General features: G+C 35.1%; 19 protein-coding genes, 1 tRNA gene and 3 pseudogenes. 11 read left to right on the top strand and 12 right to left on the bottom strand.

The genetic code is table 11. The features are described from left to right. The 4 genes and pseudogenes from MHH66_RS27955 to MHH66_RS27940 form a co-directional block, all read right to left on the bottom strand. Nucleotides 1-788: M9 family metallopeptidase N-terminal domain-containing protein (locus MHH66_RS27955; protein ID WP_340868048.1), on the bottom strand; the 788-nt coding region annotated here is incomplete at its 3' end. A 609-nt stretch (nucleotides 789-1397) separates the two neighbouring features. Continuing rightward, nucleotides 1398-1685 (bottom strand): helix-turn-helix domain-containing protein, encoded by a 288-nt coding sequence (locus tag MHH66_RS28700; RefSeq protein WP_374191535.1) that lies wholly within the window; start codon nucleotides 1683-1685, stop codon nucleotides 1398-1400. Between the two features lie 41 nt (nucleotides 1686-1726). Beyond that, nucleotides 1727-2349, bottom strand: a pseudogene (locus MHH66_RS27945) (alkaline phosphatase). 198 nt (nucleotides 2350-2547) lie between these two features. Beyond that, a complete protein-coding gene (locus MHH66_RS27940) occupies nucleotides 2548-2952 on the bottom strand; it encodes a hypothetical protein (protein ID WP_340868045.1) in 405 nt (134 codons plus the stop codon). Nucleotides 2953-3196: 244 nt separating this feature from the next. Between MHH66_RS27940 and MHH66_RS27935 the strand changes: the two genes are divergently transcribed. Continuing rightward, entirely contained in the window at nucleotides 3197-4408 is a 1212-nt protein-coding gene (locus MHH66_RS27935) for an ETX/MTX2 family pore-forming toxin (protein ID WP_078185377.1), read from the top strand. 179 nt (nucleotides 4409-4587) lie between these two features. On the opposite strand, the gene MHH66_RS27930 is transcribed toward MHH66_RS27935, so the two are convergent. Further along, the gene (locus tag MHH66_RS27930) at nucleotides 4588-5196 is read right to left on the bottom strand and encodes a recombinase family protein (RefSeq protein ID WP_078185378.1); all 609 of its coding nucleotides are present in this window, start codon (nucleotides 5194-5196) and stop codon (nucleotides 4588-4590) included. Nucleotides 5197-5384: 188 nt separating this feature from the next. Here MHH66_RS27930 and MHH66_RS27925 point away from each other — a divergent pair, with 188 nt between their 5' ends. Continuing rightward, the gene (locus tag MHH66_RS27925) at nucleotides 5385-8333 is read left to right on the top strand and encodes a Tn3 family transposase (RefSeq protein ID WP_078185379.1); all 2949 of its coding nucleotides are present in this window, start codon (nucleotides 5385-5387) and stop codon (nucleotides 8331-8333) included. Between the two features lie 274 nt (nucleotides 8334-8607). On the opposite strand, the gene MHH66_RS27920 is transcribed toward MHH66_RS27925, so the two are convergent. The 3 genes from MHH66_RS27920 to MHH66_RS27910 all read right to left on the bottom strand — a co-directional run bounded on the left by MHH66_RS27920 (nucleotide 8608) and on the right by MHH66_RS27910 (nucleotide 10320). Beyond that, on the bottom strand, nucleotides 8608-8898 hold the full coding sequence (locus tag MHH66_RS27920; RefSeq protein ID WP_078185295.1) for an ArsR/SmtB family transcription factor: 291 nt from the start codon (nucleotides 8896-8898) through the stop codon (nucleotides 8608-8610). A 359-nt stretch (nucleotides 8899-9257) separates the two neighbouring features. After that, nucleotides 9258-9722: a protease inhibitor I42 family protein gene (locus tag MHH66_RS27915; RefSeq protein WP_165689472.1), complete on the bottom strand. Its 465-nt coding sequence runs from the start codon at nucleotides 9720-9722 to the stop codon at nucleotides 9258-9260. Between the two features lie 40 nt (nucleotides 9723-9762). Beyond that, the gene (locus MHH66_RS27910; protein ID WP_078185297.1) at nucleotides 9763-10320 is read right to left on the bottom strand and encodes a hypothetical protein; all 558 of its coding nucleotides are present in this window, start codon (nucleotides 10318-10320) and stop codon (nucleotides 9763-9765) included. 568 nt (nucleotides 10321-10888) lie between these two features. Between MHH66_RS27910 and MHH66_RS27905 the strand changes: the two are divergent. The 4 genes and pseudogenes from MHH66_RS27905 to MHH66_RS27890 form a co-directional block, all read left to right on the top strand. After that, nucleotides 10889-11710 (top strand): annotated as a pseudogene (locus MHH66_RS27905) (C1 family peptidase); the annotation flags it as partial. Then, complete coding sequence (locus MHH66_RS27900; protein ID WP_340868059.1) at nucleotides 11664-11798, top strand: hypothetical protein; 135 nt, start codon at nucleotides 11664-11666, stop codon at nucleotides 11796-11798. The pseudogene MHH66_RS27905 and the gene MHH66_RS27900, both read left to right, overlap by 47 nt. 131 nt (nucleotides 11799-11929) lie before the next feature. Continuing rightward, the gene (locus tag MHH66_RS27895; protein WP_340868056.1) at nucleotides 11930-12352 is read left to right on the top strand and encodes a hypothetical protein; all 423 of its coding nucleotides are present in this window, start codon (nucleotides 11930-11932) and stop codon (nucleotides 12350-12352) included. A gap of 121 nt (nucleotides 12353-12473) precedes the next feature. Further along, entirely contained in the window at nucleotides 12474-12809 is a 336-nt protein-coding gene (locus tag MHH66_RS27890; protein ID WP_078185298.1) for a protease inhibitor I42 family protein, read from the top strand. A gap of 172 nt (nucleotides 12810-12981) precedes the next feature. On the opposite strand, the gene MHH66_RS27885 is transcribed toward MHH66_RS27890, so the two are convergent. Beyond that, entirely contained in the window at nucleotides 12982-13191 is a 210-nt protein-coding gene (locus tag MHH66_RS27885; protein WP_078185299.1) for a hypothetical protein, read from the bottom strand. Nucleotides 13192-13986: 795 nt separating this feature from the next. Between MHH66_RS27885 and MHH66_RS27880 the strand changes: the two genes are divergently transcribed. After that, entirely contained in the window at nucleotides 13987-14304 is a 318-nt protein-coding gene (locus MHH66_RS27880) for a hypothetical protein (protein ID WP_065486709.1), read from the top strand. 237 nt (nucleotides 14305-14541) lie between these two features. Here MHH66_RS27880 and MHH66_RS27875 read toward each other — a convergent pair whose 3' ends face one another. Then, entirely contained in the window at nucleotides 14542-14952 is a 411-nt protein-coding gene (locus MHH66_RS27875) for a nuclear transport factor 2 family protein (RefSeq protein WP_423231268.1), read from the bottom strand. A gap of 38 nt (nucleotides 14953-14990) precedes the next feature. Beyond that, entirely contained in the window at nucleotides 14991-15128 is a 138-nt protein-coding gene (locus tag MHH66_RS27870) for a hypothetical protein (protein ID WP_165689471.1), read from the bottom strand. 451 nt (nucleotides 15129-15579) lie between these two features. Between MHH66_RS27870 and MHH66_RS27865 the strand changes: the two genes are divergently transcribed. After that, a complete protein-coding gene (locus MHH66_RS27865) occupies nucleotides 15580-16023 on the top strand; it encodes a hypothetical protein (RefSeq protein ID WP_069356707.1) in 444 nt (147 codons plus the stop codon). Nucleotides 16024-16310: 287 nt separating this feature from the next. Beyond that, nucleotides 16311-16384, top strand: a tRNA-Ile gene (locus MHH66_RS27860). A gap of 166 nt (nucleotides 16385-16550) precedes the next feature. Here MHH66_RS27860 and MHH66_RS27855 read toward each other — a convergent pair. After that, on the bottom strand, nucleotides 16551-18149 hold the full coding sequence (locus tag MHH66_RS27855) for an esterase/lipase family protein (protein ID WP_078185301.1): 1599 nt from the start codon (nucleotides 18147-18149) through the stop codon (nucleotides 16551-16553). 229 nt (nucleotides 18150-18378) lie between these two features. On the opposite strand from MHH66_RS27855, the gene MHH66_RS27850 reads away from it, so the two are divergent. Both MHH66_RS27850 and MHH66_RS27845 read left to right on the top strand, forming a co-directional pair. Beyond that, nucleotides 18379-19437 carry an endonuclease/exonuclease/phosphatase family protein gene (locus MHH66_RS27850; protein WP_078185302.1) on the top strand — a complete coding sequence of 353 codons (1059 nt, stop codon included), beginning with the start codon at nucleotides 18379-18381 and terminating at the stop codon, nucleotides 19435-19437. A 12-nt stretch (nucleotides 19438-19449) separates the two neighbouring features. Further along, nucleotides 19450-20642, top strand: a pseudogene (locus MHH66_RS27845) (FAD-dependent oxidoreductase). The last annotated feature ends 6 nt before the right edge of the window (nucleotides 20643-20648 follow it).

The following is a 20648-nucleotide window of genomic DNA, read 5'->3' as shown; positions in this document are numbered from 1 at the left end:
ATAATTTCTGGATTACTCGAGGCATTTCCAATTAAATTCCCATAAGCCGCCACGACTCGATCTTGTTCCATTGTTCCAAGTCGAAAAGCGGGGTTGCTTGCGATTGCTTGTAAAGCAGGTAAGCATGTATCATGAAACGTTCGCTCATTGAGATAGGAAAGTTCTTTATAGTAATAGCCTAAATAAAATCCGGAACGCAATACTTCCACTAACGTCTCTATTCCATTTGAATTGGTTGCGGTATACGTCGCTCCTTTTTTTTCTAATGCTTGCATTAAAAATTGGACACGATTTTGATCTTGATAGAATGCAAGAGAGTCGGCATTAAATTGAAATAAATCCGTAATGTCACTCCAACGTATGGTCGAAAGTATTTGTACGAGATTTTCAAAGCTAAGTGCTTGTAATTGTGCCATCGTATATGTTTGTTGAGCGGCTGGTGTAGTAGTGAGCGTTGCAAAGTTTATTTTTTCATTAGGTGGTTGAATCGATCGGTCGATTTGAAATGGTGTAGGGAACAAATTTGAAGTATATGGATATGGTTTATGGAAAGTTTTTTGGGACATATATTGTCTTTTGATTTTTGATGAATTTACATGGAAACCATATGGGCTTGGATTAGGTGGTGGTACCAATGAACTCCCAAGCATACCTTGCGCTACACTACTAACCGGCCTAGATACGATTGGTTTACTAGAAACTTGTATAGAACTTGCCTGTACAACATGTACGGAACCTAACATCGTACAACACAACAACATAATTATAATCTTACCTATACGTTTCATCCAATTCCTCCATTTCAAAAACCAAAAATTCTAGCTGACTGTCACATGATAGTTGAGATTTTTTCATAGAGTATGGAAACCAAATCGTTCGACTATGGAAATACTTCATGAAAAACATAGATGGTTTTCATAAATATCCCTCCATTCTTCTTTTTTTGTCTTGTTGGGATTACACCAATATAAAGGCATCTAACTTGTATGATCTTTTTGCTTATCATTTATTGTTTTAAAATCATCCCAACAGTACTTATATATGGCAAATCATTTTTTTAACCTGTACCAGTGTATTGAGAAATATAAAGTGATGAAAACAAGACGCGATTTTGCGGGGGCCATCGCTATTTTTATACCTTTCTTCTTAGAACGCATATTGATATGTATAATACCGTTATAAATAGATTATCATAATAATCTGATGTAGATAAAATACAGAAAAGAAATCCAGGAGCACTCTTCTGCTTGTAGAATCACAATACATATTTTATTTCTTGATTGTACATAGAACGTATCATTATACGTGTTAAAAAAATTTATCCTGTACATGTAAAATACAGCTTCTGTTTTCTCAAGGATTCAAGTTGCAGATGTCTCTATTTTTATCTTGCTACATTACTCTGGAAACTGGAACAGACCACGTTTTTTCAATTCTCTATATAGATTACTCACATGACATCCAACCTTTTTTGCGATATCTGGATAGGCTATTCCCTGATTAAATAAAACAATTGCTTGTTGACACTTTTCGTCCCATATCTCTTCTGATGTTGGTACTACCGTTTTTCGTTTCTTACAGACTTTCACTTTATTCGACATCTCCTTGTATATATGTTCCATTCTGTACATGCTATTCGTAAATGAAATGTATAGAAAAATAATAAATTTACAACATGGTACCATTCTAAACAAAAGGAGAGGCTAAGTGCCCCTTCTTTTTCTACTCATTGTCTTCCCTTATTTGGATCACTACCACCGACAATAGCAAAGATACGTTTTGCTATATTTGTATTTTCTTGAACACCGGAGAATACATATTTACCTGGCCCAAATGCATATACATTCACATCTTCACCTGTATGTTCACCCGTCGTCCAACCTGTAAGGGAACGCTTAGTAAAAATAGCTTCAATGGCATTATCAATCTCGGTCACATCCTTTGATGGCGCGACATTTTGTACAGCAGTTATTTCTTCGGGCGTTAATGGTAGATCAATATATATGTCTTCACACCCGACGCCATCGCAGTCGCTGCTGATGCAGAATCTGTAATGTTTTCATGTTCATCTTCTGAGTAAGTTTTTTGTGTACCTACAAGGTATGTATCAAATGCAGTTGATTTCATTTCAAACGTTTTCGGATTACCTTTCATATAACGGTGCGCTGTCATATAGGAAGGACCCATTCCATCCCCGATTAATATAATCACATTTTTAATCTTCGTATTGCTCTCCTTTTCTTCTGCATTCACCTCACTAAAGCGTGTAATATTTCATGTCACGACCGAAGTAACTGTTAACGACGTCACAATTGCAAATGGCCATGCTTTATTTATAAATTTTCTCACAATCTTGTCCCCCTCAACTTAAGTTACTTTCACATATTTTATTACACTAATACCTCAAAAAAAACGGGCAAAACCTGCCCGTTTTTTTGAGGTATTCCTTGATCTTTTTACAATTTATAAGCATTCCATTTGGAATCCTATTTTCCACCCATGATGACATGCCCCATCCCAAAATACTATTTTGCAGTGATACGGGACTTAAGGTAACCAATAAGTAGTGGATGCTGTTCCTTGATATTGCTGATTTTTATCATAAAAATCAAATCGAAGTTCTTGTACATGTGGATAATTGATATATCGCATGTATTTATACATATACCATCCTTTTAAATTGTTTGTATTTTTTAGGAATAGGTCGCTCATTTTTTTTGGTAAAACCAATGGTCCTGGCGCATCCATCGCTCCCTCTGGAGCTAATCGAAGATAGACAGTATTATTTTTTTGAAAGACTTGTGTGATATCTAACCATTCCGATCCTGTGTATTGATACGATGTAGAACTACCTAGCTGATCTTGTGATTCCTCTACAACTTGTCTTGAAGAATAATCTATAATATTTTTCCCTGCCGGTAACGCCGCCGCAGAACAGGGGGCCCCTATCATAAAACTACAACAAGCAAGTATACCTGGAATAGGGGTACAGCCGAGATACGTGTAAAAACAGGCCACAAGCTTACTTTTATTTCCAATGCGACGTAAGTATACATCGCATTTTATACTTTTAGAGAACATTGCATATGCTCATGTATTGAAAATGTCCTTTGCTAACTCCGCATTTCCTTCTGTTCCTCCTTTGAATTCATTACTATAATTTTAAGTATAGTAATAAATTAAGGAGGAATATATTTTGAAAACAAACAAATGGTTACGTACAATTCCTACAGCATGTTTATTAAGTTCCGCTATACTGGTATTACCAACTTCTTCATTTGCAGCAACTGATATGAGTAGTTGTAGTAAAAATGATTATTCTCAAAGTTGCGTGGAACAAACAGATCCAGGTGTAAATAATCGAACTCATGCGATGTATGAAACGATCAATAGGTTAGTAGAAATGGATGATTTAAATGAACAAACCAATTGGAGCGGAAAGAGTTGGTATAACTTTATTCGCTTTAATTATTTAATTTTACCAAGTCAAGAGCAAGATGTTTTAAATCAACTAAATTCAATTCCAAAAGATAATGTGGAATTAAAACAAGTTCTTAAAGCCTTAAATGGGTATCATAATCGAACAAATACAATTACGGATACCAACACACTACAGATTTCAAACGTGAATGTAAATAAATATATCGAAGACCCTAAACCAGATCCTAACTCAGATCAATATAGAGAAATTAATACAAAAGCAATTAATGAAAGTTATAGTCAAACATTAACAAAAAAAACACAAAACATAACGGAAAGCATGCAATCAAGTAAACAATTAACCGTCACGCATAGCTTGAATACAGGAGCTAAGGAAGGGTTAAAATCTTCAATCGGCGTCAGTGTACCACTGATTGGTGAAGTAAAAGGTGAATTATCATTTGAATATTCCGTAAATTACGGTTATACAAATGCATCTGCGACAATTGATACCATCACACACACTGTCACCTCTCCACAAGAAGACATCTCGCTAGCTCCGCGTACAGGTGCAGTAGTAACTGCAAAACTAAGTACACCTGTATATAAAACAAAATTATTAGGAACTTCTAAAATTAAAGGATATTATACAGATCAAGTTAATAGTTATCCAACTTGGGTACAACTAGGTATCTATAATAAATTTAAAGTGATTTCTCAGCATAACCCAACAGTTTGGAATAAGTTGAAAGAATTAGGATTTTCTCTAGATGACCAAACAAAAGAAGTCATTTTCAATGGTGTGATAGATTTAACAGACCGTCATGCACCAGGATCTACGTTTGAATCTCGTACTCAAATCTATGAATTAGATGCAAACGGAAATATTAATTACAATAAACCTGTAGGTAAACCACAAACAAAAACAGGACAAGTTCAAAAATCCAACGTTTCCAACTCTACATCCCGATTATTACTTGTAAAGTAATGTTGTTAAGGTGTGAAAATCTATACGGATATAACTTGGAAATATTTTGAATAGTAAAAAGAAACAGTGACGATTAAATTCACTGTTTCTTTTTATCTAACCGTTTAATAATTCCCGTCATTTAGATTTTTGTGAATATGTCCAATGAGAGATACATTGAAATTACTGTGTAACATCCCTTAATAACTAGCCACCTCATATTTTATTCTGTAGACGGTTTGCCTTGTTATGCCGTTTTCTTTTGCAATATGAGAAATGGCTTCGCCATTGTTTAACATTTCAACCACCCGATTATATACCAACCTTTTTTGTGGATCTTTTGCTTTTGGAGAATAGAGGGTCGGTCTCCCTTTATAGACACCTTTCTGTTTAGCAATCGAAATTCCCTGTGCTTGTCTTCTTTTCGTTTCTGCTCGTTCTTGTTCCGCAATCATAGCTAAAATTTGAACGATTAAATCTTTAATAAATTTGTCTAATAAGGAATTCCCAATAACTTCTGCCATAATAGGTAAGCTCGTGATAATTAATTTTACTTCCCTTTTCTTTAAATAATTAACAGTATGAATAATTTCATCATAATTACGTCCAAGTCTATCAATTGCTTCTACCATAAAAGTATCTCCACTTCGAACAAATTGTAGCGCCTCCTGAAACATTTCTCTATTATGAACAGATGCTCCAGATTTTTGTTCCGTAAATATTTTTTCCGCTCCAAATTCTTTTAAAGTTTCTATCTGTCTATTTAAATTTTGATCTAATGTGGAAACTCTAGCGTAAGCAATTTTCATTTTTCAAAATTCACCTCATTTTCCATCCTATTATCATACACCCTAATCATACGTTCGAAACTGAATGTTTTCAACAACTCATCAATGTACGATTAGAGTCTACCCATAATAGACAATTTTAAATGTTTTATCGTAAGATGAAAGAATCAACGATTCCATTGCGATAATTTTAATCAGGAGGAATACCGGTGACTTCAATTGAGCGTACCGCATATCCCAGGTTCAAACAAAATATATCTAAGAAAGAACTTGCAACAATTTATACGGTTACACATGAAGAAAATATATTTGCACATCGTATAGCCCGTGGAGAAAGCTCCGTTTTTATTTGTTTAGTTATGTTGAAATCTTTTCAGCGGTTAGGATATTTTCCACGACCTAAGGAGATCCCGACGATTGTGTTGCAACATATTCAATCCGGTCTCCATATCCCTGATGAAGTAGAGATTAAATTCAATTCAAAAGTGATGTATCGACATCAAAAAGAAATCCGTCAGTATTTACAAGTTTCTACATTTGGAAAAGATGCTTTACATGTAGCAACAAAAGCTATTTATAAAGCTGCCTATGTGATGGATCACCCACCAGATTTAATTAATGTTGCCATTGAAGAATTAATTAAAGGACATTATGAGTTACCAGCATTCAGCACTTTGGATAGGCTTGTTCGTCGCGTCCGCACGTTAGTTAATAATCAATTGTGCCATACGGTTATGAACCGATTATCAAATCAAGAAAAACATAAACTGGATGAGTTATTACGCACTTCACAAGAAACCAAGCATTCCAGTTTTAATTATTTTAAAGAACTACCTAAAAGTCCCTCAATATCTCACATGAAAGAGCTACAAAACAAATTAGATTTTATTACATCGTTTATGTCAAACATCGAAGAATTGTTAAAAGAAGTTCCAAATTCTAAAGTCAAAAATTTCGCATTAGAAGCATTAGCTTTAGATGCATCGGAAATGAAAGATTTTACTATGGCGAAAAGATATACACTCCTATTATCAGTCATTTATCGTTCGCAAATTATAACAAGAGATCACTTAATAGATATGTTTTTAAAAAGGATTGCTAGGATACATAAAAAGGGAAAAGAAGAATTAGCTCTTTTGCGAGAAAAACAGCGCTCGATAAGTGAAAATCTTATTTATATATTGAGTGAAGTTTTACATACGACTCATATGCATGACGATACGAATATAATAGGAAGTGAAATAACAGAATTATTCGAAAGAAGAGGTGGCATAGACTCTTTACAACAAGATTGTTTAGCCCTTTCTTCGTATAACGGGAATAACTATCTTCCTCTACTAGAAAAATTTTATAACAGTCATAGAAAGACCTTATTTCGATTGATTTCATTATTAAAATTAGATTCAACAACTCAGGATGATTCTCTCATAAAAGCTTTACAATTTTTATTGTTAAATGAAAATCGAAGGGTAGAACACCTTCCTACTAGTATTGATTTATCATTTGCTAACGAGCAATGGAAACAAACTCTTCGAGTTGGAAAAGGTTCTAATTTATTGTATCGTAAACGGCTTGAAATCTGTATATTTTCCTATTTAGCTTCAGAATTAAAGACAGGTGATGTGAGTGTACAAGGTTCTGAAAAATACGCCGATTATAGGAAACAGTTATTATCTTGGGAAGAATGTGAACCGTTAGTTAAAGAATATTGTAAAGAACTTAACTTCCCTTCCTCTCCTACTCAATTTGTTAAACAACTGAAACAGAACTTAACTTCTGTTGCGAATACGGTAGATTCAAATTATCCGAATAATGGCCAGGTTATGATAACAGAAGATGGGGAACCAATTTTAAAACGATTTGTACGAAAAACTGTGTCAATAAGTAGCAAATTGTTGGAAAAAGAAATTATACAACGCTTACCTGAGAGAACTGTATTAGATATCCTTTGTAATGTAGAACATTGGACTCATTGGACAAAACATTTTGGTCCTTTATCTGGTTCAGATTCTAAACTAGAAGATCCAACGGAGCGTTATATTGTGACTACATTTGGATATGGATGTAATTTAGGTCCTACACAAACAGCTAAACATATGCGTAATACAATTACACCTCATATGCTTTCTTTTGTGAATCGCAGACATATTCATATTCCAAGATTAAATGCAGCACTTCAGGATGTTTTAAATCAATATCATACATTTAGTTTACCAAAACTATGGGGAACGGGGAAAATAGCTGCAGCTGATGGAACAAAACATGATATGTACACAGAAAATTTAATATCAGAATACCATATTCGTTATGGTGGGTATGGAGCTCTGGCCTATCATCATGTTGCGGATAATTATATTGCTCTTTTTAGTCATTTTATTCCTTGCGGTGTTTGGGAAGCAATCTATATTATTGATGGATTATTAAAAAATAAATCTGATATTCAACCAGATACCCTTCATGCGGATACACAAGGACAGTCCACCCCTGTATTTGCCTTATCTTATCTATTAGGAATTCAACTTATGCCTAGAATTCGTAATTGGAAAGATTTAAAATTTTTCCGTCCAGATAAACATACGCAGTATAAACATATAGACCCCTTATTTAAAGATGTAATTGATTGGAGGTTGATTGAAACTCACTGGAAAGACCTGTTCCAAGTAGTTGTTTCTATTAAAATGGGAAAAATACTACCTTCAACACTTCTTAGAAAGTTAAGCAGTAATAGCAAGAAAAATCGATTATATCAAGCATTTCAAGAGCTTGGAAGGGTAATTCGGACAATCTTCCTTCTTCAATATATATCGGATATGAAACTACGTGAACAAATTACAGCTAGTACAAATAAAGTTGAAGCCTATAATGGATTTTCGAAATGGCTGTTCTTTGGTGGCGATGGTATTATTATGGAAAATGATCCAATCGAACAAGAAAAACGTATAAAATACAATGAGTTAATCACCAATTCTGTAATTTTTCAAAATGTAGTAGATATCACAACAATTTTATGGCAACTAAAAAATGAAGGTTATCGCTTTTCACGCCAAGATTTAGAAAGGATAAGTCCCTATATAACTAGACATATCAAACGATTTGGTGATTATGTAATTGACTTACAAAAGATCCCTCATCCAATAGAAGAAGAAATACCTCTATAAAAGAAATGGGTCATAGTTGGAAATAAAAGTAAGCCTATGACCTATTTTTACACGTATCTCGGCTGTACCCCGAATAACAATAGATTTATTTTTTCTTAATTGCATCTTGTGAAACCCCTCCAATAAAGTATTGTATAGCATATAAAACCATACAATAATGAATTTTAATTTACTAGATTCCAGAGGTTGAGAAATATCTGACGGAATAATCTGCGTACCAAACAAAGATAACCAGAATATTTCACCATTTTATTCCATCAATATCAAATGATTTTCATAATCCTAATACCTGTATAGTCTCAATTATTTTTTTATCTGTTACTTTATAATAAACTTCTAAACCTTTTCGTTCATACGATACAATTTTAGGTATTTTTAGTTTACTTAAGTGTTGTGATACGACGGATTGAGGTAAATATATAAGGTTTTGCAATCCAGAAACATTTAAAGAACCCCTAGTAATCAATTTTTGTACAATCAATAAGCGCATAGGATGAGCTAAACTTTTTAAAATTTCGGCATGTTGCTCATAATCAATAGCATCCATTTGAAATATTTTCGCCATAAACTACATCTCCTTAAAAATTAATACTGAGGATACTTATATATCATGGAAAAGGTATAACAATAGTACATGGCATGTGCTTGATAAAATAATAAAATATAATTTTTATCTTTGATGTATCGGGTGACATACTAGCACTTGAAATCATTTTTTTTATGTCTTAAGAGAATCCCCTAATAATAATTCAACAAATTTACTACCATTATCGTTATACATATATCCCTAAACAATATTTTTATATAATAATAAATAGTATTAATTATTGAGAGAGAAACGAGCAATGGTGTGGTAGGTTATGTAGCCATTCTAAAATAAACCATACTTTTTTAGCATGGTTTATTTTAGAGGTCCCTATCACTTTAAAATGCTGATTCAGGTGTTTCTATATGTACCCATACATAGAACGTATCGATAATGGAAGAATCTCCTTCCCATGAGCGCCACTTTTTCAATTGGAGCTTCGTGACACCAGGTTTGATGGCTTTAAACTGAAATTTGTGAATGCCAGGTTCCCCTATTGTCCCGTCTCCCGTATTATTAGGTTGAAAATGTTCACCTACTAAAGGAATTTGGTGATTTATATTTGTTGTTGTCCAGCGATAGCCGGTCGTTGGATTTTCAGCAAGGGAAAGAGAAAGGAATTGTCCTGTAGATATGTGAAAATGTTCCCCGTAGTTTTCTTGTGTAATGATAGTAGGACGTTTCCATTCCTTTTTGTACGGTAAACTTGTTTCTGCTTTTACTGTATTGGGAATCGTACCTCCCAATCCTAATGCCAAAGTAATTCCGAGTACGCCACAAATCGCCTTTTTATATGTACACATCATATATCTCCTGTCTATTTTTGTTTGATACGAAATACATTTATGCTCCTAATTTCGGCAAATAAAATTGAATGTTAGATCCGGTAGTGTTGCTTTGTAACCACCCTTTATAAGCCCATGCCCAAGGTTTCGTTTCCTCCTGATTGTATGTATTGAAGGTTCCATTTTCAAATACATACACATTGTAATTTGTTCCGTTATAATGTAACTTTGCATGGAATTTTATACCTTGAAAATGATGTTGAAATTTAGAATCTGATGTAAATACCATCACATTGTAACGTTTTTTTGCAAAAATAAATGTCTGATCTGTCATTTCTCTAGTTATATTTTGAAATGTAGTATGTTGTAATAAACCATTCATTTTTTCAGCTATTCCTAACGTGTCTACTGATACTGTTAGATTCCATTTCATCATCGTTTCTTGTATTTGACCAGATCCTGATGAATGGGAGCTCCATTCATTTGCGAGAGGTTGTATGTAGCTCGGCTTGTCTTTTATGGATGCTGCACTTGCATGGAGTGGTATCATCCCTAAGCTACTCCCCCCGATTGCACCTGCTACTAAAAGACTCGTTATATTTTTGAATACTTTCATGAAAAACATCCCCTTATTTTTGGTAATGAAAGAACAGGTTTAGTATATAAGAAAAAAGTGGTGATTTATATAATGAGTAGGTTGAGAAATATAGATGGTCAACTATTTATCTTGTTAATTGTTTGGTACAGTTGGATATAGATAAAAAGATTTATGCAGCGCTACGATAATCAATGTATCATGAAAATGGTTTCTTAAGGTTATTTCCTATTAATCTCATAGCCGCTGTATTCCTCATTTATGTGTTAACATAATAATATTAAGATTACCGGTTATAACGTTTTGCATATTAAAGAGCTACGCTGATTCGTTAATTCTAGTCCTCAGATTATTCTATTTAGCACATTTCACTTACAGTGTATCGACATTAAAAATTTGCCACAAACAATCTCTACAATAATTTCTCAATGCATAACAGTTCATAAGTCAGAGAGGGTATTTATAGAATAATGAGAGTACATTCTACATCTTAATAGTTATTATAGTGAATGGAATAGTCCACATGACGCTTTATTTTTAAACGAACTTACTTATTGTTTGCTAATTATATGTAGAAAAATAAAAAGAAATGAGGAAATGTATAATGCCGATGAACAACAGCAATTTAAAAGGTATCCAAAATGCTTTAGCATCTTTAGAAAGTCCTTGGATAGCTGGAGAAGCAGCTATTTCCTTACTTACGACAGATAAGAAAAAATTACGATTAGGTGTAACACCACCTCCACATGAACAAAGTCTCGAAGATTTAGAACAATATGTAAAAGGTATGAAACAATCTATCCAACAACAAATATTACAAGCTGACGGGTCTCCTACAAAATATGATTGGCGAAATGTTGATGGAAAAAATTTCATTACACCTATTAAAGACCAAAAAAATTGTGGTTCTTGCGTCTCTTTTGGAGCGCTTGCAACACTAGAAAGCCGATGGCGCATACAAGACAATGATCCAAATAAAGAAATTGATTTGAGCGAGGCACAATTATTTTTTTGTTACGGCTATAATGAAGGGCGGAATTGTAATAATGGATGGTGGCCTGCAAATGCGTATGAGACCTTACGGACAAAAGGTATTGTAGATGAATCCTGCTATAGTTATAGCACAGGATTAGCAAAACAAAATTGTAGTGGCTTATGTTCCGATGCCACCAACAGACTTGTAAAAATTATGGGATATACGGATTTAACGCAACAACCTGCTAAAATTAAACAATGGATTGCAACAAAAGGACCTGTAAGTGCTTGTTTTAATGTATATGAAGATTTTTATTACTAGCAAGGTGGCGTCTATCGACATATAACAGGATCCAGTCTCGGCGGACATTGTGTTACGATTATTGGATATGATGATCAACAAGGGTGCTGGATTTGTAAAAATAGCTGGGGTGAACAATGGGGAGAAAAAGGATTTTTCCGAATTGCTTACGGGGAATGCGGCATTGATAGTTGGGCAAATCATGGGGTCGATGGAATTATAACAAATCAGCAATCAAATGAAGGTTTAGTTACAGGATTATGGGCACATGCTACAGAGCGCAATGCATGGGTTTATTTACAAAATACAGGGTGGCGAAAAATACATGCCGGTAATGATACCATCTTTTTGTCTATGTTAACACAGCTTATCACAGCAAAAGCCTCCGGATATACGGTACAATTTACAGAAAGCAACCAAGTGCTAACGGATATTTCGTTTTTTTCTATTCAGGAAAATAAAACACGAACAGAACAACCTTCGTTTGAAACACAAATAGCTTATCCAACACAATTACCACCTACTGCATCAAATAAAATGATTGATAGTAACGATACTCCTATAAAACAAGATAATGTAAAGGTTGATGCTGTACGAGCTACCGCACAAAGTACAGGCTCTTTGATGCGATCAGGTGATGTATGGAAAAATCTGATTAGCAATCCAATAAGTTCCGGTGTTGCATTGACTATGCTAGCATCCCATGCATGTGAATACCAAAGAACTGTGAATTATACAGAAAGTAATGGAACTGTGAATGAAATGTATGTTTGGTGAAGCTTACCTCGTCATCATTACAGAATAAAATGAGTAAGCATCTTTTTTATCCATAGTTAGTAATTCACAAATCGAACTTCTATCATTCACTACTAGAGATAGTAGGAGGTAGTCATATATCATGTCGCATAGTCAACCCGTAGTTATATTGACACAAAAGGATCAAGGAAAAGTTATCACATTTCCTATAGGTCAACTATTTTCTATACAATTAATAGAAAACCCCACTACAGGATATCGTTGGACTGCCTGTAATATATCAGGCGTCCATTTACTTGCAGAAACATTTCAACCTAACAGTATAAGTGAAGGAACAATTGGACATGGGGGGATACGCATATTTCAATTTCAAGCCATACGTGCTGACAAGTATAGACTTCAATTCAAACACTGGCGTGAATGGCAAGGAGACTCTTCGATTATAGAGACATTTCAAGTGTATGTACATGTTATGTAAACACTGGATTTCATATACACATGCATAAGAAATGAACTCTGCTTAAACGGTTTACTGTGATACATACTAGGATGTATCGTAAAGCAGGCGTACAATGTTATCATTATGCGCCTGTCTCATCATATTAGGAGGTTCTGTTGCAAAGTTAAAAGACGATCAAAGTTGTTCAAAATTACATCTCTAATTCTGCAAAGATACAACGTTGGGGTGCTGTTTTCTTTGTATTATTTATTGTGTTGCTTCCATTCATAAAATCAGCCGTATGACCAGGAATACTATATTTTTTATTCTTTTTTCTCACTTTCTTTTCCAAGCGCCTTTCTTCTCGCATCACTTGGACATCCGCTTTCCATTCTTTAAGTGCATTCTTTTTACTCCGCATTATATATAAACCCCTTTATTGCGCGCACATACACAAAAAGCCCCCCTATCATGCAGGTTCTTTCCTAGAATGCAAAAAATAACTCTTACTTTACTTTTTTTAATTATTATCATAGCGAATTAGCATGATAAAGCCTAGAAATTCTTCAACATATAGCATTTCTATTTTGTCCAAAAAACAGACAAAATGTTAGCGTCCAATTTATATAATAAAAAGGAATATTGCATTGCACATTTTTGATACTGTAGTTTCATTGCATTGGACTTAATAAACGAGAAGAAATAGGTCATGTTGATAGATGGACTGAATTGTTTTGATTCCTTTTGTAGAGGTAGTAGGCGTTTCTCAAGTCAATGCATCTAATTTATTGTGTGTACCTGCAGAAAAAGCACCTGTCGTTACAACCAATAATTCATATGAATTGGTCGTAACGACCAAACTTTCTCGCTGTCAGTTCATTTGTGGTGCTAATATCCTATTGTAAGACGTTTTAAATTAAGTTGAATAGCAAAACGAACAAATCGATTACTAACCGTTTATAAAGGTTTTAGATACCTTTAAATACAATAGGTGTTTTTCGTAGGTGGAATACAACTCCATATACACTGTATACTCCTTATTTCGATTGATTATCCTCTGAATCAGCGGAGGGGGATTAAAAAGAATAAGATGCTCTATGAGTTATTTGTGTCGAAAATTGTAAAACAAGCTATTTTAGCGCCGGAATTAGTTTCATAAACAAAATATGTTTCTTTTGTTATCATAAGGAAAAAGAAACATAGGGGAGAATGGAAGATGAATGCAAAAGAAACGAGAATTCAAATTATAAATATACAAGAACAGCATTGCCGTGGATGTGAATATCTATTCGGCTCCTATCAACATTGCATTGCAAATTGTAAATGGGGGAAAGAAGTATACCAGTTAGGAAAGCATTTGTCTGGGGAGGAAAATGTGAGAGCAAAGAATGCAGAATGGAAATGGGATCAATTGTGTGAGGATACGGTTCAGTTACGGAATACAGGAATGGGATATGTGGAAATTGCAAAACGGTTAAAATGTCGCGCCAGTAGTTTACGTGAGCATTTGAAAAAGCGTGGACTATATGAATGATGTATCAACGATGTTATAAGAATATGGATGGTATTTAAAAGTGCATAAAAAGCTTGCAATGTTAGCATGCGGTATTTTTGCTCATCTGCCAGTTCTTATTGAGAGACATGCTAGTGGGTATGGAAGGAAGTAAATTTGCTTCAATAAGATGAACATAAGCCGTATACTAGCCAAACGAAGCCAAAACCTGAGCTTAGGTTTTGGCTTCGCAACATATGATGCATGCAAACTTAGGTGTTATTTTTTTATATTAATTTTTCCAATGGTATTAAATTCATCATCAGGTTGTAAGGAACGAGTTAGTTCATTACAACGTAAAATTTTCCCATCTTTCAATTCAAAAATCGCTATGATTTCTACGACACCACTATTCCCATTTTTCTTCTTTACATGAATCTCATATCTTAGCGTTGCTGTCTGCTTCTCTTCATCAAATAAAAAATCGTAAAAAGGTGACAATGCCAGTGTGTCTACTATACTTTTTAAAGTTTCCATATGAGTATGAAACCCTTGTATATTCACCTCTGTACCATCCGTAACTTGCATATATTGGTCACTAAAATAATCTGATATTTTATATAATTTCAAATTTAAGATAACATCTTGATACACTTGTTTTAGAAATGTATAAGCTTGTTCTTTATGCAACATGATCACTCCTTCCATATTTCATTTGTCCATGCATTTCAAAAGGGGATAATAATATCTAATCTTACTTCATCAAATGTATCAAAGAGATGATAATGGTTCTCTGCTTTTTGATGAAGTTTTTCATAAATGGAGGCTAATTGGCTTTCAGAAATAGTTACAATAGAATACATCAATTTCTAGCACCTTCTTTTTATTACCATCTTGATTGCCTTTATAATCGCTAGTTTAGAGACATGTAATTTGCTTGAGAATAACATAGAATTTGTTAGATGTTTTTATAAAAAACCCCCTTTATTTATAATTTGTATGAAATGAACCAAGTTTATTATATTAGAAAAAACATATTGTCCTTATAGCTAAATGATTGAGAAATAAAGATGTCTTGCAATCTATATGTAACAACTTTTTATTACATATAGGGTGCATGGCGCTTAAAATGAATGTGTAAGATCATGCATATTCCGAAGGGATAAACGTTTTAGGAGCAATGTAATTACAGACCAGTAGATATTCGAGGGTAATAAAAATAACTTTAAAATTCAGAATTTTTAATTTGTTTTTTCTCAACATTTGAATTAAAATAAACCTATATTCTATCATTCTCACAGAAGGGATTAAAAAGAGATGAAAATGGTCTTATGTTCATTATTAGAAGAGTTGCTGCAAGACTATGAGAAACATCACTCACGTATGTATTTTATGTTCAAACAAGACGAAGGGGACTATGTTTTTACTGATGTGAATCAGGCATTATTACAAACTGTTCATCAACAAAGAACTGATTTTGTAGGACAAACCATAGATACTGCACCGCATCTTGGAGATGAAGCCACAAGGAAAAAATTAAAAAACATTTATCCATTAGCTTGGTCCGGAAAAAAAGTGATTTTTTACTGTTTTCCAGATCGTAATGTAGATATATTTGTAATCACATATCTTGAACCTCAATATGAAAAGGGAAAAGTGGTACAAGTGAGGGGGCGCTGTGCATCCTTTGATAAAAATGAATTTCATGATACGTTACAACATCTTGAAGAGTTTGTCACTTTTGAAATGGTACCTGAATAATTCACAGTAAGTTCCTTCTCCCATCACATATATCAGCTGTGTATGTGCGAAGTCATAGTGAGCGCGATTATTTTCTCAACAAAAATGTTAGGTACATATGATAGAATCAATCTAGATAGGAATTTTATGTATATTTGTCAGTATATCAAGAGATGTTATTAAAATTAAAGTGGTTATCAAGTCAAAGGAAGACACTTATGAGAGTGTTTTTCTTTTTCCAAAAATAATGAGTGCTAAGAAAAAGAGTATGTAATACATATATACTCCTTATCCATATGCTTTTCTAGGGACCTTTAGCTCAGTTGGTAAGAGCAGACGGCTCATAACCGTCCGATCGTAGGTTTAAATCCTACAAGGTCCATCACTATTTGTATACCTTTCTTATTAGAACATGCATGGGTAGGGACAATCCTAGTCCGGAAACAGTTACATGGATCATGATAAGATTGAAAATGAATACATGTAACAAACAGAAAAAGGTGCTCCTAGGGGCACCTTTTTCTGTTTATAGAATTTTAATATATATATTACTTCTCAATATATATAGAACGTATAATCGTACGTGTGTATGGATGCCCCGCCTTATTTTTCCCTTTCACATCAATGGTAAGATTGTATACACCGGATTGCTCTATATGCTGTAACGTGGTAGATAGCGTATGTGCATCTACTTGCTGAACGCCATCAGATTGTGAAATCAGTGTACCTGTCTGATCGACAATTCGAACCGTCATAGAGACATCCTCCGCTTCAACTGGGTTTTTATCAGCAGATTGGATTTGTAATTTTGCTTGATTTGCTTTCAGCTTAGCCGGTATTTTCAAATGGAAAGGTGCTTCTTGTTGATACTGTACCATCGCTAAATAAGCATCTTTCCCTTCCGTATTCATACGTATCTTCCAGTCTCCCACTTCCATACTTTTTATTTGAAATGTATGAATAAAGGCCCCTTTAAAAAAGGTATCATCACCCGTTGTTACTACCGCATCCTGTTTGGTGTAAACCTTCCCTGATGGCGAAATAAGTTGTATCTCTACTTGTTTACGCGCAGTCAAAACCGATACAGTTCCTGATGTCAATGTATCCACAGAAAACACAGCGCGATTTTCTTGATGTGGGATCAGTTCTCCGCCTAAAACCGTTTGGTTTTCTGTCGGTCCTAACTCTGTATAGGGCTCATTCCTAGAAGGCGCGGCAGACGGTGACCATGCTGGCCCCATTTTTTTCGTTCGTAAGTAAGGTTCTATGCGAGAAAAGACGGCACTTCCCGTTCGAATTGAATCATGATCTAATGTAACATCAGAAAAAAGGTGGGCACCGTACGGCAAAGTGGTACTCCATTCACTGACAAGGCCATCGTTATTTCCATATGGTGACAAATACAATCCTCCCATAGATAAAGCAGAAAAAGTAGGCCCCCAACTGGTTCCTGCTATCGTGTAATATTGATTGGATTTTGTGGCAGGATTACTATCAATAATCGAGCGAAATCGTGCCATTTCCCCGGTTTGTAACGCATACGTTCCTTCATCTTGTTGCCCTAGTAAAGAGGCAAGCCATCCCGCCCACCAACTATAGGATAAATCTGCTAGATGTGTCCCATAATGAGGGGATCCAAGTGTGATGACCTTATCCACAAAACGATGCGCCCCATATTGTACAAGAGCCGCTTGTGTATCAATGCCCCCTTTGCTATGCGCGATGATGTTGACTTTTTTTCCAAAATGTTGCGAAATGGCTTCTAATTTTGCAGCTAATAGTTTCCCATTTGTCCAAGGACTTACCGACCCTGTTCCCGCCGCATCGTACAGTTGTACAAAAGCAGTTTGATAGCCAGCATCGTAAGCAAGGTCATACATCGTATTTTTTCCATGATAGTAAGTATCTCCATACCAATCATTTGCCTTTCCGTTTTTTCCTTGCACAAATACAATCGGTGATTTGGTAGGATCTACCTGTGTAGGTGTTGCTCCCACAAACCAATCCCCTGGATTGAATGTTTCTTTTGGTGGAAATACCTTTCCGTAATTTGGATGTGTTTCTGCAGATACAGAAGGTGCGTTATAAAAAATGAAAAATAAGAAAAGCAAAAGAAAGGATTGCAGTAGTCTTTTACAATGTTTCAAATGAATACCCCCTCATGTTTTTATCTTTACATACACTTTCAAATGAAGATTACATCTTCTCGGCCCCCTTTTGTACATATAATTTCTCATGATATTCGGTCTCCAAAAGAGAAAAACCTTTTATTCTAGCCGTTTCGAGATATTTCTCAAAATACTTCCCTTATATCCGATATATAATGGGGAGACCTGGCAGGATTGTCTAGGAACATAGAAAAAGGAGGGGAAGAGGATGAAAAGTGGAACCCGAATATTGGTTACTTTCTCATTGGTTTTGCTCGGACTGCCTATCATCTTTTTAGCTTTTATTACATGGAAGCATAAAAAGCCATCCGAATCTGTAAATCTTATGATAGAAAACTCGCAAGAAAACAGATTACCATCCTATACGCCATTCCAAGTTACTACCTTCAACATTGGTTACGCAGGATTAGATGCAAAACAAGATTTCTTCATGGACGGAGGAACAGGCTCACGTTCTCGTAGTAAAGAACAAACCAAACAGAATTTACAGCACATGTCTTCCTTCTTAAAAGCAGATTATGCAGATTTTGTCTTGTTACAAGAAGTCGATATGAAAGCATTCCGTTCTTTTGATCAAAATGAATATCAATTTTTTCAACAGGAGTTATCCTCTCATGCGTCTACATTTGGTTATAATTATAGGAATCCATGGGTTCCGGTTCCCTTTTTGCGTCCCATGGGATATGTGGAATCAGGACTCGCTACGTTTTCTACCTACTTCATACAACAAGCAACTCGTTTTCAATTACCAGGGAGAGAGCCTTGGCCTAAGCAACTCTTTGATTTAGATCGTGCGATGGTAGAACACATGATCCCGGTTGAAAATGGAAAGAACTTACGAATCGTAAATCTACATGTCTCGGCATATGATGCAGGTGGGAATATCCGCAAACAACAACTGCAATACATAAAACAGTATATGCATACACAGTATCAGAAGGGGGATTATGTGATTATAGGTGGCGACTGGAATCAGCTACTGTCAGATATTCAGTTACAAGACCCCGCATTTCTAGCCGCCTGGCCCAAATGGTTAGTGCGTTTGCCCCAAGATTTTACAGAAGGAGGGTTTCAATGGGCTGTAGATTCTTCTGTGTATACGGTACGCGATAATCGTACGGCATACATCAAAGGAAAAAGTTTTGTGACCATTATTGATGGATTTTTAGTCTCACCTAATGTGGAAATCCTTCAAGTCAAGGGACACGATTTACAGTTTACACATAGTGATCATAATCCTATGAGTGCTGTTTTTCAATTACAGTAGAACGGAAGACATATGAAACAAGCATATACAATTGTTGTTATCGGAGCTGGTACAGCTGGGATTTCCTTGGCTGCTCATTTACTCCGTCATGCCCCTGTATTAAAAGAACAGGTGGCCATCATAGACCCTGCTCAAACACATTATTTCCAGCCACTATGGACCTTTGCGGGAGCTGGGATTGTCAAAAAAGAAGCAACGATGAAAAAGCAATCCGACCTCATTCCAGAAGGCGTACATTGGATACAAAGGAACGTTGCGGAAATAAGCCCTGTAGAAAACAGGTTGCTGCTAGAGGATGGAACTGTTATTGCCTATGAAATGTTAATTGTAGCTGCGGGTATTCAAATGCATTGGAATCACATTAAAGGATTGAAAGAATTGATTGGGAAAAATGGGGTTTGTAGTAATTATTCGTATGACTATACGGATGCAACCTGGAGAGAAATCCAACAATTTAAAGGAGGAAACGCCATCTTTACGCATCCGAATACCCCTATCAAGTGTGGCGGTGCACCCCAAAAAATTATGTATTTAGCCGAGGAATACTTTTGTCGCCAAGGTGTCCGGGAGAAAAGTAAGATTATGTTTCAAACAGCAAATCCACATATTTTTCATGTACCTCGCTATGCGTCCTCTTTAGAAAAGGTGATTCAGAGGAAACAAATTATAACGAACTTTCATCAGAATTTAGTAGAAATTAACGCTGAAAAAAAAGAAGCGATTTTTGAAGATATACAAACAGGTAATAGAGAAAGCATACCGTATCATCTCTTACATGTTGTCCCGCCTATGGGACCACATGATATGATCAAGAATAGTTTACTAGGAGACGAAGAGGGATGGATAGATGTAAACCCTTATACATTGCAGCATGTACGGTACCCCAACATATTTGGAATCGGAGATTGCACCAATTTGCCAACTTCTAAAACCGGGGCGGCTATTCGAAAGCAAATCCCTGTTGTAAGAGCAAACCTATTGGCATTTTTACAGGGTCAGGAGGTGCAGGCGACATATAATGGCTATACATCTTGTCCCATTGTCACGGGGTATAAAAGTTTGATTTTAGCAGAATTGATTATCATCAGGAAGAACAAGAAACATTTCCGTTTGATCAATCGAAAGAACGATATAGTATGTTTTTGTTAAAGAGATATGCACTTCCTTTTCTATATTGGAGATATATGCTAAAAGGCATTGTATAAGAAATA

The sequence above is a fragment of the Bacillus sp. FSL H8-0492 genome (assembly GCF_038006145.1).
Taxonomy (GTDB): Bacteria; Bacillota; Bacilli; order Bacillales; family Bacillaceae_G; genus Bacillus_A; species Bacillus_A mycoides.
The sequence above is the reverse complement of the archived record's forward strand: the minus strand, read 5'-3'. Positions and strand labels throughout refer to the sequence as shown.